Origin of the sequence: Bdellovibrio bacteriovorus (assembly GCF_001592735.1) — a bacterium.
Lineage (GTDB): Bacteria > Bdellovibrionota > Bdellovibrionia > Bdellovibrionales > Bdellovibrionaceae > Bdellovibrio > Bdellovibrio bacteriovorus_D.
Genome location: NZ_LUKE01000003.1, coordinates 89,871 through 107,033, shown reverse-complemented (window position 1 = coordinate 107,033; position 17,163 = coordinate 89,871). Strand labels below are relative to the sequence as shown.

19 protein-coding genes are annotated in these 17,163 nt (G+C 45.9%); 9 read left to right on the top strand and 10 right to left on the bottom strand.

Annotated elements, in window-relative coordinates; all coding sequences use genetic code 11:
* Positions 1-82: 82 nt before the first annotated feature.
* The gene (locus AZI86_RS12955) at positions 83-1,072 is read left to right on the top strand and encodes a universal stress protein (protein ID WP_061835623.1); all 990 of its coding nucleotides are present in this window, start codon (positions 83-85) and stop codon (positions 1,070-1,072) included.
* Here the strand turns inward: AZI86_RS12955 and AZI86_RS12950 are convergent.
* Positions 1,055-1,570, bottom strand: coding sequence for a helix-turn-helix domain-containing protein (locus AZI86_RS12950; RefSeq protein ID WP_061835622.1), 516 nt, complete (start codon positions 1,568-1,570; stop codon positions 1,055-1,057). The genes AZI86_RS12955 and AZI86_RS12950 overlap by 18 nt on opposite strands.
* Before the next feature lie 542 nt (positions 1,571-2,112).
* Here AZI86_RS12950 and AZI86_RS12940 point away from each other — a divergent pair.
* Genes AZI86_RS12940 through AZI86_RS12930 form a run of 3 tightly spaced genes read left to right on the top strand, consistent with a single transcriptional unit; the run spans position 2,113 to position 4,996 of the window.
* On the top strand, positions 2,113-2,739 hold the full coding sequence (locus AZI86_RS12940) for a TetR/AcrR family transcriptional regulator (RefSeq protein WP_061835620.1): 627 nt from the start codon (positions 2,113-2,115) through the stop codon (positions 2,737-2,739).
* 57 nt (positions 2,740-2,796) lie between these two features.
* Positions 2,797-4,008 (top strand): voltage-gated chloride channel family protein, encoded by a 1,212-nt coding sequence (locus AZI86_RS12935; protein ID WP_216635915.1) that lies wholly within the window; start codon positions 2,797-2,799, stop codon positions 4,006-4,008.
* On the top strand, positions 4,001-4,996 hold the full coding sequence (locus AZI86_RS12930; protein ID WP_061835618.1) for an NAD(P)H-dependent flavin oxidoreductase: 996 nt from the start codon (positions 4,001-4,003) through the stop codon (positions 4,994-4,996). Before AZI86_RS12935 ends, AZI86_RS12930 begins: the two co-directional genes overlap by 8 nt.
* Here the strand turns inward: AZI86_RS12930 and AZI86_RS12925 are convergent.
* Positions 4,993-5,478, bottom strand: a complete 486-nt coding sequence (locus AZI86_RS12925) for a DUF4442 domain-containing protein (RefSeq protein WP_061835617.1) — start codon at positions 5,476-5,478, stop codon at positions 4,993-4,995. The two genes, AZI86_RS12930 and AZI86_RS12925, sit on opposite strands and share 4 nt — an antisense overlap.
* Positions 5,479-5,557: 79 nt before the next feature.
* On the opposite strand from AZI86_RS12925, the gene AZI86_RS12920 reads away from it, so the two are divergent.
* Entirely contained in the window at positions 5,558-5,776 is a 219-nt protein-coding gene (locus AZI86_RS12920) for a hypothetical protein (protein ID WP_061835616.1), read from the top strand.
* Positions 5,777-5,785: 9 nt separating this feature from the next.
* Here the strand turns inward: AZI86_RS12920 and AZI86_RS12915 are convergent, their stop codons facing one another.
* Genes AZI86_RS12915 through AZI86_RS12905 form a run of 3 tightly spaced genes read right to left on the bottom strand, consistent with a single transcriptional unit; the run spans position 5,786 to position 7,454 of the window.
* Positions 5,786-6,187, bottom strand: a complete 402-nt coding sequence (locus AZI86_RS12915; protein WP_061835615.1) for a DUF1634 domain-containing protein — start codon at positions 6,185-6,187, stop codon at positions 5,786-5,788.
* Complete coding sequence (locus AZI86_RS12910) at positions 6,184-6,999, bottom strand: sulfite exporter TauE/SafE family protein (RefSeq protein WP_061835614.1); 816 nt, start codon at positions 6,997-6,999, stop codon at positions 6,184-6,186. The genes AZI86_RS12915 and AZI86_RS12910 overlap by 4 nt, the downstream gene beginning before the upstream one ends.
* Positions 7,000-7,010: 11 nt before the next feature.
* Entirely contained in the window at positions 7,011-7,454 is a 444-nt protein-coding gene (locus tag AZI86_RS12905; protein ID WP_253715937.1) for a hypothetical protein, read from the bottom strand.
* 52 nt (positions 7,455-7,506) lie between these two features.
* Here AZI86_RS12905 and AZI86_RS12900 point away from each other — a divergent pair, with 52 nt between their 5' ends.
* Positions 7,507-8,745, top strand: a complete 1,239-nt coding sequence (locus AZI86_RS12900; protein WP_061835613.1) for an MFS transporter — start codon at positions 7,507-7,509, stop codon at positions 8,743-8,745.
* A gap of 64 nt (positions 8,746-8,809) precedes the next feature.
* On the opposite strand, the gene AZI86_RS12895 is transcribed toward AZI86_RS12900, so the two are convergent.
* Positions 8,810-10,534 (bottom strand): DEAD/DEAH box helicase, encoded by a 1,725-nt coding sequence (locus AZI86_RS12895; protein WP_081111925.1) that lies wholly within the window; start codon positions 10,532-10,534, stop codon positions 8,810-8,812.
* A gap of 95 nt (positions 10,535-10,629) precedes the next feature.
* A complete protein-coding gene (locus AZI86_RS12890) occupies positions 10,630-11,313 on the bottom strand; it encodes an HNH endonuclease (protein ID WP_157684706.1) in 684 nt (227 codons plus the stop codon).
* A 682-nt stretch (positions 11,314-11,995) separates the two neighbouring features.
* Here AZI86_RS12890 and AZI86_RS12885 point away from each other — a divergent pair.
* Positions 11,996-12,907, top strand: a complete 912-nt coding sequence (locus tag AZI86_RS12885) for a polysaccharide deacetylase family protein (protein ID WP_061835610.1) — start codon at positions 11,996-11,998, stop codon at positions 12,905-12,907.
* A gap of 84 nt (positions 12,908-12,991) precedes the next feature.
* Here the strand turns inward: AZI86_RS12885 and arfB are convergent, their stop codons facing one another.
* Positions 12,992-13,393 (bottom strand): alternative ribosome rescue aminoacyl-tRNA hydrolase ArfB, encoded by a 402-nt coding sequence (arfB, locus tag AZI86_RS12880; protein ID WP_253715935.1) that lies wholly within the window; start codon positions 13,391-13,393, stop codon positions 12,992-12,994.
* The gene (locus AZI86_RS12875) at positions 13,390-13,857 is read right to left on the bottom strand and encodes an OsmC family protein (RefSeq protein ID WP_253715934.1); all 468 of its coding nucleotides are present in this window, start codon (positions 13,855-13,857) and stop codon (positions 13,390-13,392) included. The genes arfB and AZI86_RS12875 overlap by 4 nt, the downstream gene beginning before the upstream one ends.
* A 245-nt stretch (positions 13,858-14,102) precedes the next feature.
* Here AZI86_RS12875 and AZI86_RS12870 point away from each other — a divergent pair, with 245 nt between their 5' ends.
* Positions 14,103-15,701 carry an Rnase Y domain-containing protein gene (locus AZI86_RS12870; protein WP_253715933.1) on the top strand — a complete coding sequence of 533 codons (1,599 nt, stop codon included), beginning with the start codon at positions 14,103-14,105 and terminating at the stop codon, positions 15,699-15,701.
* A 128-nt stretch (positions 15,702-15,829) separates the two neighbouring features.
* Positions 15,830-16,264: a response regulator gene (locus tag AZI86_RS12865; protein ID WP_081111923.1), complete on the top strand. Its 435-nt coding sequence runs from the start codon at positions 15,830-15,832 to the stop codon at positions 16,262-16,264.
* Between the two features lie 178 nt (positions 16,265-16,442).
* On the opposite strand, the gene AZI86_RS12860 is transcribed toward AZI86_RS12865, so the two are convergent.
* Entirely contained in the window at positions 16,443-17,033 is a 591-nt protein-coding gene (locus AZI86_RS12860; RefSeq protein ID WP_061835609.1) for a hypothetical protein, read from the bottom strand.
* Positions 17,034-17,163: the final 130 nt, after the last annotated feature.

Sequence of the window (17,163 nt, the reverse complement as noted above, 5' to 3'; positions counted from 1 at the left end):
GCACAGCGTTGTTCCCGCTCTTTCAAAGTCTCCGCCGCCAGAGGAAAATGTCGCTTAGGAGCATTTGAAACGGGAGGCTTTTATGAAAGTAATCTGGGCCATTGACGCATTTGAAGATTTAAAAGAGCTCAACCAAAAAATGGCGGACTACCTAACCCACCTGCACAAGGTTGAAGGCGCCACCATAGAACCGCTTTATTTGCTGCGAGAAAACGAAATCATCCTTCCAACCTATGAAGCGCCCGCCTGGGTCACAGACCACTCTAAAACGGCAGAGACGCTGTTTAAAGAAGTCCTCTCCGATTACGACTTAGACTTCCTTTCCACCCCTAAGGTCATCCCGCACGCCGCACAGTCGCACGCGGGTGCAGCAGAAGTTTTATCCCATTATGCCTTACAAAGTGGTGCCGATCTTATCGTGGTCGGCAGCCATGGACGCCAAGGATTTCAAAGATTCCTTTTGGGCAGTTTTGCGGAAAGCCTTTTATTGCAATCCGAGGTTCCGGTGTGTGTGATGGGGGCGCATGCGACAAAAACGCGTTCTACAAAATGCATCCTCTTCCCGACCGAATTTGGTGAGCACTCGCGTGAAAACTTCCGTCACGTTTTAGACTTAGCTAAAAAGCTCAAATCCGAAATCGTTTTATTGCACGCCATCGCTCGCCCGATTGAAAGTCTTTTTGATTTGGAAACTCGCCCGCGTGTTTATAACTATGAAGGCCGTATGTTAAGTCTGGATCAAATTATCGAAGAGCAAATCGAATCCCAATCACGCCGCGCCCAACAATGGGTGGATGGAGCTTCGCGTATGGGGGTCATGGTGACCCACGTGATTGATAGCTCTTTTAAACCGGTGGATGAGCTTGTCTTAGACGCGGCCCAAGCCCATGACTGTGATTTGATTATGATGGAAGCCCAAAGCGGCCCCATGAGTGCCGCCTTGTTAGGAAGTTATACTCGAAATGTCGTGCGCAAAGCCGAGTGTCCTGTTTACGTTTTGCCTCGACACTTTTATGATCATCCACGTCCCAGATTGGATGTGGACGCATCACGATCATCCCCGAACTTGTGACGGACGCATCGAGGCCGGTAGTTTTTTATAGATGTTATTTAGATGCGTTTTCAAAGTGGCCTTCGAAATAAAAAGTTTTTCGGCAATGGTGGCGTTGGTCATTCCCTGCATCACCATTTGCATGATCCGCAGTTCACTTTTTGTAAGGCCACGCTCTTTGAAGAAGGCTTCTTGTTTTTTGAATTTATCTTGATCTTCATCCAAGGGATAAAGCAGTGTTGTGATCTGCTCACCGTCGTTTACGATCAACGCGTCTACTCGATGACCATCGACCTCAGTTCCTTTAAAGAGCTTCATGCCCTCCGAAACGGCGGCACACTCTTCGACTTGTTTATAGATTTGCATGCAGGTTTTACTACACACAGTTCCCACCATTGAGCCGCATGTTCTAATACAGTTGGTATTTTGAAAAATCACCTTTTTATCAAGACTCTTGATACAAAGCCCCAGTTTTGAACCCAGGCTCATAAATTGTTTAGCTTCTTCTTCGACAGTCATGGTCCGTCCTCCTACACCCCCAGTTTGGTGGAGATGCGAATTTCTGTCGATGACGGCCATCATGTCTAGGTCGATTTAGGGAGAATATGGGGCCTGCCCAGAATGTGAGTGATGACAAGAAAACGAGCTATGCGCTGAGCGTCATACGGCTCCAAAAAACCCAGACACCTGACATAAAATATATAATTTACTATTTAAAAAGAGGGACGACCCGCAAAGAATCATCAACGAATATTCGCGAATGGGAACCCAATCTTGTGAATAAATGGCCTTATTATGGCAATATCACGCTTTTAAACATTGCATTTGCGTAATAAAAGAACTGATTCTTGATTGCAAAGATGAAATCTTTAACATATATTCGATTTGTTAAATCAAATAAGCGTAAGATTCTTATTTTGAGTTAAGTTTCTGTCAAAGAGTACCCCCTGGAAGGACTTCGGTATCGTAATATGCTACTTGGGGGCTCAGTATTGAATATTAACCCTTAAAGACCGAATATGAATACGAGCAAAGTTTCAAGCTCTCAAAGGAGGAGAAACATGGGTGCAGCAACAGTTACACACACGAATCCAGAAAAGCGATATATGCTTAAAATCCCCGTTCAAAAACGTTCCAAAGAAACGGTGGCAAGCATTGTCGAGTCTTGTGCACGCCTTTTAGTTCAGGAGCCTTATCATGCGATCACCACGGATAAGATCGCAGAAATGGCTGGAGTGAGCATTGGCTCCCTTTATCAATTCTTTGCCAACAAAGAGGCGATTGTAGCGGCCGTGATCGATGATCTTCTTCAAAAAGATCTGGCCTACATCGAAGAAAATTTGGCGAAATTGCAGGCGACGGACCTTGATTCCAAAGTTCACGCTTTTATCGATATTGGGTTCACACGTTTTCACGACAACCGCCCGCTCAGAGCGGCCCTTCAAGGCGTACAAGGAATGCTGGATTACTGGGACACAAGACGCGTCTTCTTCGAACACTACCAAAAAGCGGTCTTGGCACACATGCCGCCGGTTCCAGGTCGTGATCGCGAGATGATGGCTTTATTTATCGTCAGTTCCTTCAATAATATTCTTCAACTAGCTCTACTGGGGCCACAATCTCAAGAGCGTGAAGATGCGATCAAAAAAGAAGTTTTTCTTTTAATTCGTCGTTATCTGAATCCGTAAAAAGAACTTGCGTCTTCAAACCCTCCCCGTATCCTATTGCAGGACCTGGGAGGGTTTTTGTTTTTTGAAAGACTTAAGAAAGCCTTGAAGTGGATTTTCATTTCCTGCGCGGTCGGTGCTTTGACCGGCACGGCATCTGCGTTCTTTCTGCTTTCTTTAGAATTTATCACGGACACGCGCTTAAATCACCCTTGGCTTTTATACCTTTTGCCGGTCGCCGGTCTTATCATCGTCTTTTTCTATTCACGCTTTGGTGAAAAAGTAGAAGCCGGAAATAATCTGATCTTAGAGCAAATCCACGATCCCAAAGAAAAAATTCCGTTGCGTATGTGGCCGCTTATCTGGGGCGGAACCCTTTTGACCCATCTTTGCGGGGGCTCTGCCGGACGTGAGGGCACGGCCGTGCAAATGGGTGGCGCCATTGCCGATCAATTCACGGCCGTTTGCAAACTGACCACCACCGAACGAAAACTGCTTTTAATGACCGGCATTGCCGGCGGTTTTGCTTCCGTGTTCGGAACACCTTGGGCCGCCGCCATTTTTGGTATCGAAGTTTTGGCGCTAGGCCGCATTCAATATCGCGGGTTGGGCCCGTGCTTGATGAGTGCTTTTACCGCGCATTTCGTTTGTCTTTTGTGGGGCGCTCGTCATACTCCGTACCAAAATCTGGTCGGCCTGATTCCGGATTTTGGTTTTTCAGCTTTAGCTTTTTCCGCTGCGGTGGGAGTTTTATTTGGTCTTTGTGCTTTTATTTTTTCCTGGTCTCATCACCGACTGAGCGCGCTTCTTAAAAAGAAAATTCCATCCATTTCATTACGCGTGGTTGCGGGCGGATTGTTTATTATCACCCTCAGCTTGATTCTAAATACCCACCGTTATTTGGGATTGGGAATTCCTCCCTTGATTGAAAGCTTTCAGTCCCCGTCACCAAGTTATGATTTCGCTCTTAAGATTCTCTTTACTGTCATCACCTTGGCATCGGGCTTTAAGGGTGGTGAAGTCACTCCTTTATTTTTTATCGGGGCCACCTTAGGCAGTGCGCTGTCGTTAATACTGCCCTTGCCGACAGGATTTTTAGCCGCCTTGGGTTTTGTGGCCGTCTTCGCGGGAGCTGCAAATACTCCGCTTGCATGCATCTTAATGGCTATGGAGCTTTTTGGTGCCGATATAGGCCTTTATGCGGCGTTAGCAATCGTGGTCAGCTATCTTTGTTCTGGAAATCGTGGAATTTATCATTCACAAAAATTGGAAGTGGGGAAATATGCTTAAACAAATCAGAACACCTTTTACGGATTTGATGAAAATTGACTATCCCATCATCGCCGCCCCTATGTTTTTAGTTAGCAATACAGAAATCGTCACCCAAAGCAGCGAAGCTGGGGGTATCGGCACCTTTCCGGCTTTAAACTATCGCCCGATTGAAAAATACGATGAAGCTTTAAAAGCCATGCGTGCAAAAACGAAAAAACCTATCGGCGTAAATATCATCGTGAACAAATCAAACACTCGTCAGAATGATGATTTAAAGTATGCTTTAGATAATGGCGTAGATCTTTTTATCACATCCTTAGGAAGCCCCAAAAAAGTGATCGAAGAAGCGCATAAAAATGGGGCCAAAGTTTTTTGTGACGTGACGAATTTAGAACATGCTTTGAAAGTGGAAGACCTGGGGGCCGATGGCGTTATCGCCGTGGGCGCAGGAGCCGGTGGACATGCCGGCCCCATTTCTCCTTTTGTTTTGATTCCATGGCTTAAGACGCGCCTGCAAGTTCCGATCATCGCGGCCGGTGGTATTTCGCATGGCTCGATGATCACCGCGGCGTTAGCTTTGGGGGCTTCCGGGGTGAGCGTGGGAACCCGGTTCATCGCAAGTAAAGAAGCAGATATCGACGCGGCTTACAAAAAAGCGATTGTGGATTCAACACCGGAAGATATCGTTATGACCACACGAGTTTCTGGGACCCCCGCTGCCGTCATCAACACACCTTACGTGCAAAAACTAGGAACAGACTTACCTTGGGCGATGAAAGTTCTTAAAGATAATAAAATGACCAAAAAGTACATGGTGCCATTGATTCACTATTTGGGAATGCGCTCGTTAGAAGAAGCGGCGACGAAACCCTCTTGGAAGACGGTTTGGACCGCGGGACAATCCGTGGGCATGATTGATGATATCTTAAGTGTCAAAGAGATCTATGCAAAGTTAGTAAATGAGTACGAAGAAAGCCTTCGTTCACTGGATAAAACCAAGGCTTAAGCTTTTACAGAACGATTACGAACGGAAAGCGTCAGCTCATAAGTCATGATTTTTTCCGTCTCAGAAACCGAAGGCACGACCGCATAGCCGGTGAATTTTCTTTCGATGCGATTCGGGTTTGCCTTAGATTGCTCAATCAGCTCTTTAACCCCGGCAATTTCATCACAGATAAAGTGAACATGCCCATCCCCGCGCTTTAAATAATCCGCTTTATAATCTTTAAACACGAAATCGATTTTTTGCTTACTTTCAGAGATCGCCACCACCGCGGCCGCCGCAATTGAAAGCTCCGCCCCAATTCCTAAAGCACCGAAGTACATCGAGTTTAGATGATTTTTGGTGCGATAGTTTAAGGGGATTTTTAAAACCATGCGCTTATCAGAGAGCTCCACCACACGGGGGCTGACAAACAACACCAATGGAATTTTAAGAAGACCATAAAGATGAACAAAGGCTGTGATTTTTAAATTTTTAAAGTTCATATTCTTATTATGACGCTTTTACGGTGGTTCGCAAGTCTTTCGATTGACCGCTTTAAATCAAGCCTTTAGCTTAAAGAAGATGGATCCAAAGCCGCTTGAAGAAAAACTCAGCTTTATGCAACGTTGGACCCCGAAGGCGCTTCGGGAGGCGAAAACGATTTTCCGCGAACAAGGTCTTCGCGGGGTCATCCGACGCTATGGCTGGAAGTTTTTTGCGATCTTTTTTATTTACTATCTTGTTCGCGATGTCACTTTATACATCTTATTGCCGTGGTACTTGGCGACCAAAATTCTTTAAAGTTTTTCTTTAAAGATCTATCCCCAAAAAGAAGCTGCTACACAAAAATGCGAAAACGAAAATGGCCATGATCGCCAAACGATAATCTTTTTGCTTAATAAATAAAATCGCCGTCAACAAGACCCGAACGACCGGCAAAGTGACCAAAATCACTAAGCCCATCATGGTCGTTAAAAGGGCACGATCCTGCATGATCACGGCCCACTGCAAAGTATCGGTGAACGTCGTGGGGTTGTACTCTTTTAAATTGCCCGAAATGTCATTGCCGTTGATCCACATCCACACCCAACCAATGAATAACAACGCACCCGCAATTAAAACACCCAGGCGCAATAACTGACTGACAATCAGCTCTAAGCGATGCATCTCGGTGACAGAAGAACTCGTTTTAGGGGTCTCCACCACACTCATGACAGACCTTTCCACACCATTTGCACCGAAACGACGATTAAAACCACCACGAAAATCTGGCGAATGCGTTGAGCGGGCATTTTTACCATGGCTTTGGCGCCTAAGAATGAACCTATGATAATTCCTACGGATACAGGCGCTGCGATCTCGGGCAAAATATCGCCACGCAAAAGATACGCCCCCGCACTGGCCGAAGCCGTCACGCCGATCATAAAGTTTGAAGTCGCTGAAGACACCTTGATCGGCAGCTTCATTGCTCCATCCATGGCTAAGACTTTAAAGATACCGCTGCCAATGCCAAGAAGGGCGGAAAGAATTCCGGCCCCAAACATGGCAAACAATCCCAATGGCACTTGCTGAACTTTATAAAACACGGTTTTATTTTCGCCCTCGGGATAACTGCCATCCAACCTTAAAGCATCCGCCCACGGATGGTTTTGTACCGACAATTGACCTTCCCGCTTTCTTAACATCATGACTGCCGAGAAAAATAAGAAGACGCCGAAAAGTAAAAACAAATATTTAGCTTGAATATATGTGGCTAAGAAAAATCCCACCATCGCACCCGTGACGGTGCCGATTTCCAAAAACACAGCTAAGCGTAAATTAGTTAAAGAGTCTTTTAAGTAACTAGCCGCGGCCCCCGACGACGTTGCGACAATCGAAATCAAACTTGCGGCGATCGCATAGCGAATATTGACCTGATAAAATAAAGTCAGAACCGGCACGATGATAATTCCTCCCCCCAACCCCAGAAGGGCCCCTAAAAAGCCCGCCCCGATGGCCGTTAACAGAAGAAGAATTTCTAACATGCTCTTATCCTTTACTTCGTTTCAACAGCAGGAGTGGGAGTTGTTGTGGGAACTTCAATACTTTGAGCTTTCGCCGGGCAATCATACAGGCGTGTGTAGCGAGCCCCGAAGAAAGTTCCGCGTTTTGTTAGGTCCCATGGAGGATAAGGAAGGTAAATGGCTTCCGCACACTGTCCCGGCTGAACAACAGCCCATTGGCGTTCTTCAGAAATCGACGTGAAAATTTCTCCCGTTTTTTCCTCACGAATAGCAACAGCAAAAGTAAAGACTTTTGAAGTGACACTATCAGCTCGGGCCATCAATGCGACCGGAACTTCAACTTTCTCAACACTAATCACTTCGCCCACCACGGTTTTCGAAAAAATCACGCTGTAGTTTGCGAGGACCACCCACGTCAATGCGACAAGGATAATGAGAATGAAAACGAATTTTGTAAATTTCCAAATTGTTACCATATTTATGAATTATCGGTTAGTTTAAGAGGCGTCAACAAAAAGGACCTCTGCCGTGTTCTCTAGACAAGAAAAAATACTTCTCGCCCTTCTTGCATCGATCCAATTCAGCTCTATTGTCGACTTCATGATTATGATGCCGCTCGGCCCACAATTGATGCGAAACTTTTCAATCAACCCGCATCAATTCGGACTCCTCGTGTCATCCTACACCTTTTGCGCGGGCATCACGGGTTTTCTTGCCGCCTTCTTCATGGACAAATTAGATCGCAAGCAGGCCCTTCTTACCTTCTTCATCGGTTTTTCGGTGGGAACGGTCGCTTGCGGCTTGGCTCCTTCTTATGAAACTTTATTACTAGCGCGCGGCCTGACCGGCGTCTTTGGCGGCGTGCTGGGCTCTTTGGTTCTTTCTATTGTCAGTGATTCTATCAGCTATGAACGGCGTGGCAGTGCCATGGGCGTCATCATGACTTCGTTTTCGATGGCTTCGGTCTTGGGCGTTCCTTTTAGTTTGTTTTTAGCCAATATATTTTCTTGGCATGCGCCGTTTTTGTTTTTGGGCGGAACCTCGCTGTTTCTTTGCGTGCTTGTGGGGTGGAAAGTCCCCGCCATGCGCAGTCACTTGATCGAAAAACGTCCTAAAGAGTCCCCGATACGCGTGCTTACGCGCGTATTAAAAAATCAGAATCAACGGCGCGCTTTATTGTTCATGTCGTCTGTGATGTTTGGACACTTTGCGATCATTCCTTTTCTTTCGCCTTCTTTGGTCTCAAATGCCGGCATGTCCGAAGCGCAATTGCCGTTGATGTATATGGCGGGCGGGGTTTGCACATTCTTTACTTCACCTCTGATGGGTCGCTTTGCCGATCGCTTTGGTAAGCACACGGTATTTTTGTGGTGCGCGCTTTTAACGATCATTCCGTATTACGTGATCACCCATTTGAACGCCACGCCTTTATGGGGCATTTTACTCATCTGTGCCTTTTTCTTCGTAACTTCGGGGGGACGCATGGTCCCAGCCACAGCGTTGGTTTCAGGCACCGCTTTACCGCAAACGCGTGGCAGCTTTATGTCGATTGTTTCAAGTGCGCAACAGCTGTCTTCGGCGCTATCAAGTTACATTGCGGGTTGGATTGTGACCAGTGATTCAACGGGTCGCATGCTGAATTATCCGATCGTGGGTTATGTGGCGATTGCGTTTACGTTTGTGGCTATCTTTTTATCGCGGCGGATTTTGGCGATTGAAGGCCAAGATACTCCGAATAAAACGGAAGTGGCCGCTTTAGAGCACTGAACTGCGGCAGGCTTTTTTCTCTTGTCCGTTAGTTTTCCTATAAAAACCAGGCTTTGCCTGTTTTTTATTCAAAGATCTTTTCGCGAATGCTCCAAAAATATTTTTGTTTTCGTGCCACGACAAAAAGCGGACTGCGGAATTTTTCTTTTTGCTTTAAAGCGTCGTCGACATCTTTGATAAAGATCTTTTTTTCGGGGCGCTTATTGTGCATGCGAATAAAGTTAAAATAAAATCGGTGGGCGTCTTCAGAAGAATTTAAATAGAAATATTCCGCTAAAAACTTTGCATCCACGTCGTAATAGCGCACCTCCAACCGCTCGTTGCCTTTTTTGTCCTGACTTTTTTGATAAACGACCGAATCAACCCTTAAGACATGGGCATCTTTTAAAGACATCGCTTCTTTAAGTTTTTTATCGGTGTCCACCAGGATGTGCGCGCATTTTGAACAGGACCTGGCGGCAATATCATTTTCTTCACCGCACTGATCGCACAGTTTAAATCTGAATCGAAAGCCGCAAGGTTCTATTTCATGCGTGATCGGATCCTCAAAAGCACCTCGGCATTTGCGGCCAAAGTGCTCCATAATCTCTCCTTCTTGATCTACTAAACCCCAAAAATCATTAACAACCCCACATTCAGGACAGGGGATTTGCACGCGCACAGATTCTTTGCTGGGTTTATCGTCTTCAATTTCGGGACTGTAAAGATCGTGATCTTGGCCGGTGTAATCCAGGATAAGGCAATCTTCTTTACCGGGACTTAATCGCAATCCGCGGCCGATGATTTGTTGATACAGACTGACCGACTCTGTCGGTCTTAAGATCGCAATCACATCCACGTGAGGCGCATCAAATCCGGTCGTGAGGACGGACACGTTGACCAGGAACTTCAACTCTCGCGCCTTAAAGGCGGCAATGACCTCTTCGCGTTCATCACTTTCTGTATCTCCCACCACAAGGGCCGACACATACGGCGGCAGGCTTTGCATGATTTCAATGGCGTGATTCACAGAGCTGGTAAAGATCATCACCCCCTGGCGATCCTTAGACATGTCGATGATGTTTTTAATAATCAACGGCGTGATGCGCATTTGGTCTTTTAAAATGGCTTCGATCTGCGTGGTTACAAAGCTTGTTCCGTTCAGTTTTAGACTTGAGAAATCATAACACGCGACCGGCGAATCGATTTTAATCGGCCGGGTCAAATAACCATTTTTAATCATGTAACTGATGGTCAGATCGTAAATGCATTTTTTAAAAAAGCGATCTTCCGTCGTACTTTGAGTTTTCGTGTGTACATTGTAGTTATAAATCCAGCCCAAGCCCAAACGGTACGGAGTCGCCGTAAGCCCTAAGACACAGATCTCTGGATTGTTGGCTTGAAGTTTATTGAGGACTTGAAAGTACTGCGTTTCCCCGGTGATGGAAACCCGATGACATTCATCAATCACGACAAGCGAAAAATCTTTGAAGAAGTCATCGTCGGCTCGCGCGATAGATTGAATGCTGCCAAAGATGACTTTCTGGTGAGATTCTTTTCTTTGCAACCCGGCAGAGAAAATTCCGGCTTCTAAGCCGAAGCTTTGATATTTTTGATGGTTTTGTTCCACCAGCTCTCGCACGTGGGCCAGCACCAGCACACGGCCTCTTGCTAGTCTTGCCAGTTCTGCAATGACCAAGCTTTTACCCGCTCCGGTGGGCAATACAATCACCGCCGGAGATTTTTCTTTCCGGAAATGTTTCAACGTCGCTTGGACGGCTTCTTGTTGATAGGGCCTTAGCGTGTACACAAGTCTTATGTAACATTCTTAAACGTGAATTTCACGAACTTGCACCGACCCTTTGAGTCAGAGTTTTCAGCGGATTTTTATAATTTCGATACTCTTTAAGAAGGAGTCCGATTGTTTTTGTGCCGATTGTGCTCGGCACACAAGAGCTGCAGATTTTCTAATTTATTTTCGCCGCCCTTCGACCAGGGGTGAATATGATCTACTTGCACAAAATTTCGCCCGCCACATTTTCGGCCGGTCTGAGGATCTTGGTAACTGCAAACGCCCCCATCGCGCAACCAAACCGCGTGACGTAATGTTGAGGGAATATTTCTTTTTGAGAGTAAGTGCCCCTCTGGAGCTTTTAAGCGCAATGCCGGCGACGAGCTTTTGTGCTTTTTTTCAACTTTCTTCAAAGCTTGGTTCACCAGATACTCCATCAGGGCAAGATAGGTCATATCAGGAATACGATGGGAAAAAATCTGGCGAAGTTTATCCATTTTTTCTTTTAGATCATCCGGAATCATTAAGCGCATTTCAATAATTTCAGGGGTCACCATGCGGATTTTTTCGGGTCGAATGACATTTTCTGGTTTTAAATTGATGAGATGTTTTTCAACGTCCCGGGCGGATTTGTTTTCGATGGCGTTGATCATTTCAACCCGCTGTTTGTAACTAACACTCCCGCCATTTTTTCGTTCAGATTTAATGAAATTTTGCACTTGAGAGGCCGTTGATAAATTAATACTTCCTTCTTCGATCTTCTCAGCTACATCTGGCACAGACTCAATTAATCGCATTGCCTGAATTCTTCTATAAGCAGCACCATGTCCGTAACCAAGTTCTTTGACGACGTAATCATAAAGACTCGGAAATCCAATTTCTAAATAGAGTCGCCGATTTTGTATTTCCAAAAGATGCCAAAGTAGTTCGACTTGGACCTTTCGCTCCTGGCTTGCTATCGCTTTAGTCTTGTCAAGTAACTCGGTATTGCTCAATTTATGAAGCATTAGATTCATCCTTTTTTATTCTTAAAGTGAATCTACAAATCACTAACCAATCTCAATCCATGGAAGGGGCTAGCCGAGCGCCTACCTCTTCCGAATCTCGGACGTCCCGGAAAGACTCTCTAGGCTCCTGAGAAACGTAAACGGGTCATCCCCCCAAAAAACAAATTCTGTAGATTTCTTTGTAGAAGTGATAACGCGCTGGTGCTACCTACGTGGGTAGCACCAGCGCGTTATTTTTCCCATATTGGAATGCACATGACAGAGTTCGTTGGGAAGACTCTATTGAAGGCAGAGCAAACCACTGCCAGTTTATAGGAACGGCAAAACCGGAGTGCGGAGAGTGACATTAATCGTCCCCACCCTATAAAAAGGTTCCATATCGGACTTATTGGGCGTTTTAGCCCTAGTTCACCCTCAATTCAGACGGCCTATCACTTGCTTAGTAAGTCCGGGTACGAATAAGGAGCATGTTATGAACGTTTCTCGATTTATCAAAGCTTCGGCGATGGTTTGTTTATCTTTAAGTCTGACCGCCATGACGATGTCTGGATGTACGGACAAAAATAACGAAAGCTTTTCGGGAGACATTAACACTGACGGCAGCGATCCCCTTTTTCAAACCAAAAGCATCGGCACTTTCGATCTTGGTAATACCAAAAAAGTTGTTCTTACTTTCGATGATGGCCCGTCCCCAGAAGCCACGCCCGTTCTTTTAGATATCTTGCGCATTTACAATATCAAGGCCACGTTCTTTGTCTTAGCCCAAAATGCTAAAAAATATCCTGAAATTATGAAGCGCATGAAAGACGAAGGCCACACCATCGGCAATCACTCCTACTCTCACGCAAACTTAGGTTCACATCTGTATGAGCAATATAACGACATGCTTTTAAAAGAGGTGGTCGAGTCTGATAAGGTGATCCGCAAATATATGTCGCCGGCCTTGCCCCGATATTTCCGTGCTCCGTATGGCGCTTGGAATTCCACCCACGCGGCCAAGCTGAATGCGATTGCTTCGGTTCGTGATTATATTGGTCCGGTTTATTGGAGTATCGGCGGCGCGCTGGTTCCAAACGTCATCGCGAACTATAAAACGGGTGCCGTGACAGGAGTTCGTCCTAAGACCGCGGCAGAGATCACACAAGCCGCCGACTGGGATTGCTGGTCTTCAAGCAAAAAATTTGGCTATTCAGCAGTGCCCGTGGATGTGTGCTTAGCAGGGTACTTAAAAGAAACTCGCCGCAAAGGTGGCGGTGTGGTGTTGATGCATGATTTGACTTTGAATACGGTCGATATGGTTTCACAGTTTATTCCGGCACTTTTGCAAGAGGGATATTCATTTGTGAACTTAAATGACCTTCGTATTCTAGAGCAATACCAATAAAAACTCTGCGATACGCCTTCAAATTTTTTCTACTCCCATCCAAAATCTATGCGGGCGCGTCGCACCCATACCTCAAGACTTGCATTAACCGCGAATCTTCTGACGCAAAGATTTTGTCTCTGAGCGCAGTTTTTTTGTTTCTACGCGTTTGCGCTGCGAACTCTTTGTGGGTTTGGTGGCGACTCGTTTTTTAGGAACATGCAAAGCGCGCTGCAAAGTTTCTTGCAGGCGACGAATGCACTCCGAGCGATTTTGATCTTGATCACGATGCACATCACTGCGAATAAGTAAGTCACCGTCTTTGGTGAGTTTTCCTTGAAGTTTCATGCGCAAGCGCGCCTTCTGATCTTCGTTAAACACTTGCGAGCTTTCCAAATTCCAACGCAAGATCGCAGCCGAATTCGTCTTGTTGACGTTCTGCCCGCCAGGCCCCCCGGATCTGGCGTATGAAAAATCCATTTCATGAAACGGAATCTGAATGATCACAGCTTTAAATTCTCCGAAAAATCCGCTCGATCCGATTTAATACTGACATCATTTAAAAAAATCTCATAGGTGATGGGAGACACCCCGGCCACCATCGCACTGACGCCACAATATTTAGTCATCGACAAAACCACGGCCTTGATGGCTTGATCGGCTTTAATGTCAGGTCCCACAATTTTGAATTTCAACTTCACTTCTTTAAACACGGAAGGATACCCGTCCGTCGTTTCTGTTTCTGCCGAGATGTCACAAGAAACAAGGTTCACTCTCATTTTTTGCAAAATGGAAGCGACGTCCATGCCGGAGCAGGCACAAATACTAGCCAAAAGAACTTCTTTCGGGCTAGGTCCGGCATCTTGTCCCCCGGACTCTTTTTTAGTGTCCATCTGGAACTCGTGACCGCGGATCTGGGCCTTAAATCCCAACCCACCTTGCCACTTTGTATCACACTGCATTTGCCCCATTTCTAGGCCTCCTGGTTCGTTTTTCCAAGCTACCCTTGATAACGCCTAAAGTAAAGGCCCCGCAAAAAAGTGATTTATTTGCGTTTTCAAAGACTTAGGAGCTAAAATAAGGTGTTTTAGACCTTTCATTTTTTTTGCAAAGGTTGTTCTGCCCCGAAGTGGACGGCAAGGTTCTAAGAAAATAAAAACTTGTCCGAAGCCACTTCATTAAAGTTCCAGAAGGAGTCTGGAACATTGGAGACCGAATGTTAGAAGTTAATTTGATTACGATTATCATCACAGCCCTCATCGCGCTTGCGGCCGGTGCATTTGGTGGACTTGCTTTGCACAAAGTAATGCGCGCTCGCACGATTCGTCATGCTCGCGAAGAAGCCGATGAAGTTTTAGATGAAGCCAAAGAAGCCGTTGAACTGCGCGCGCTTGAAGAACAAGAGCGCATTCAAGAAATCGAAATGGAGCTGTGGACGAAAGTAGAACCTGAGATGTTAAAAGTCGAAGGTCGCATCGAGGATCTGCAAGAAGTTGCGGCCGAGAAAAAGTCAAAGGCCGATTCCATTGCCCATGAAGAAAAAAAGAAACTGCAAGAGCGTGAAGCCGACGTAAAAAAACAAGAACAAGCTTTAAAAACTCAAGAAGCTTCTTTGACTCGTATCAAAGAGGCACAGAAATCTTTAAACCAAGACTTGGTGCAAAGGTTGACGACGAAGCTAAACACCTCGGCCGAAGAATTTAAAACTCAGTTGAAAAATCAGATGGAAGAGGACTCTAAAAAACGCGCTGCGCGCTTTATTCAAGAATCCGAAGAAGACGTCAAAGAGCACGCCGAAACGCGGGCGAAAAAAATCTTAAGCCTGGTGATTGATCGTTTTGCTAGACCTTACTGCGCTGAGCGCGGGATTGGGGCGGTGAATTTTCCCGACAATCACGTCCGAAAACTTTTCTGTGATCCTGCTGGCAATAATATCAAAGCCGTTCAAGACTCTTGCGGTTGTGATATCATCGTTGAAGACGGCATGGACATGGTGGGAGTTGCCGGATTTGACCCTGTTCGCCGGGAACTGACTCGTCGAACTTTAGAGCGCATCTTTAAAGAAAAGAAAAACATCAATCCTGATTTCATCAGAAAGATCGCCGAAAATCAGAAAAAAGAACTTTTCAAAAACATCAAACACGATGGCGATGCTTTAGCGAAAGAATTAAAATTGGAAGGACTCAACGCCGAAGTTCGCCAGATGATGGGATCTTTGCGCTATCGTTACTCATTCACTCAAAACCAATACTTCCACTGTGGCGAAGTCGGCTGGCTTGCCGGCCTTATGGCGGCTGAAATTGGTGTCGACATTAAAAAAGCCCGCCGCGTGGGAATGCTTCACGATATCGGTAAATCCATGGACCACTCTATTGAAGGGGGCCATGCAGTGATCGGGGCGGACTTTATCGCCGCTCGCGGCGAAGCTGCGGACGTTGTTCATGCCGTTAAAGCCCATCACTTTGATGAGCAGCCCAGCAGTGATCATGCTTTCTTAGTGATTGCCGCAGATGCAGTTTCGGGGGCTCGCCCGGGGGCACGTCGTTCGACAATTGAATCTTACAATCAGAAGGTGTCGGAGCTGCAAGATATCGCTCGCAGCTTCCCAGGAGTGACAGATTGCTTTGTCTTGAGTGGGGGCCGTGAATGTCGAGTCATGGTGAATGGCAGAAAAGTGAATGACGAACAATCACTGGAATTGTCGAAAAAAATAGCGGCCCGCGTCGAGGAAGAGTGTAATTATCCGGGACAAATTAAGGTGGTCGTAGTTCGCGAAACTATTGTAACTGAACAAACCCGCAAGGAACTTGCCTAATGGTGGGTTACGGGCCTGTCATTTTACAGACCTTTTATTAAAAACGGATCATATTAAGTGTTTTAGAGGAAACTCAGATCTACATAAGTTTCAATAAGGGAGTGGTTTTAAAGGAAACGGAGACCCCCATGGTTATTGAAACCTCTTCTGCATTAGAAAAACAACAACATCAACCGCGAGTGCTTGTCATTGACGACAGTTTAGATTCGGTAAAACTGATGTCCCACATTTTGGATCACTATAAATGTGACGTCACAATGGCCTTTGACGGTCAAGACGCGATCCCCTTGTTGATCAACCGACAATTTGATTTAGTGATTTTAGACTGGCAGATGCCACAAATGGGTGGACGAGAAACATTGTTGTTAATGGATCGTCTTATGCATGAAAGCAAAACCCATAAAAACAAGCGACCTATTCCGGTAGTGATATATACTGGTCACAGCGAAGAAGAGCTGGAGTTGCCGCTTGTGCGCCACTTTAGCTACATGGGTTTCATCAACAAACGCCAGGCATTTAGTTCCATGCTTCGTTCTTTTAATTTTATTTTGCGTGCGATCTAGCACTGTCTTGCGCGCGCCGAAAAGGGTCCCGCCTCCGCTGAAAGCTTCGGCGCGGCGGGGCCCTTAGTCCTTTCGACATCGGCCACGCCGATGTCTCAAAGAATAAGTAATAAAACGAAGGCCGTCAGATAAACCTCTGGCCCGTCTTTCCAAGCGAAGCTTGAAAAGAAAGCACTAACTAATGCGCACGTTTTTTATTATAAGGACTCGCACACTCACCACGATTCTGACAACGAATCATGTCTTTGCGGTACTGCTTTAGCTCTGACAAAGAGTAATTCAACTCCACATCAAAACCCACCGCTTCAGATCCTTTTTGCGCGATCGAAAAGAATTCCGTGATGTTTTGGAATTGGTTTTGCTCATAGTACTGACCCGTTGAAGTCGAACGGAATTGCAAAACTTTGTTCGAATGAACATTGCTAACAAAGCGCGCGCGCTGTTCGCGAGCTTTTTTCAAGCCTCCACGAACGTCTTTCCAACACTTTACTTCAGCCACTTTGTAGACTTTGTTCATGTTAGTATCAAAGATGATGATATCAAGCTCACCGATCGTGCGCTCCTCATCAGCATAAGCGATCCCGACTTCCACCTTATATTGGGGACCTGGGTAAGCACGCTGCATATCTAGTCGTGCCACTTCCTCACAGATAGATCCCGCGTCATTATAATCGCGTGGGATTTTTTTAAGTTCAGCAAAGTCCTCATTCCAGCCAGAAAAAGCCGAAAGAGATACAAATAAAGCGGATAACAATACAAAAAACTTCATGGACCCTCCGTCATGAATTTTGGGAAGATCCTTTTCTCCGACGGCTTGGGTCCATGGCAAGAACTTTGGCCACAAACTAATGACGCATGGCGAATTTGCTTAGAGTGCTCCGTTTTGATAGATTGAGCGC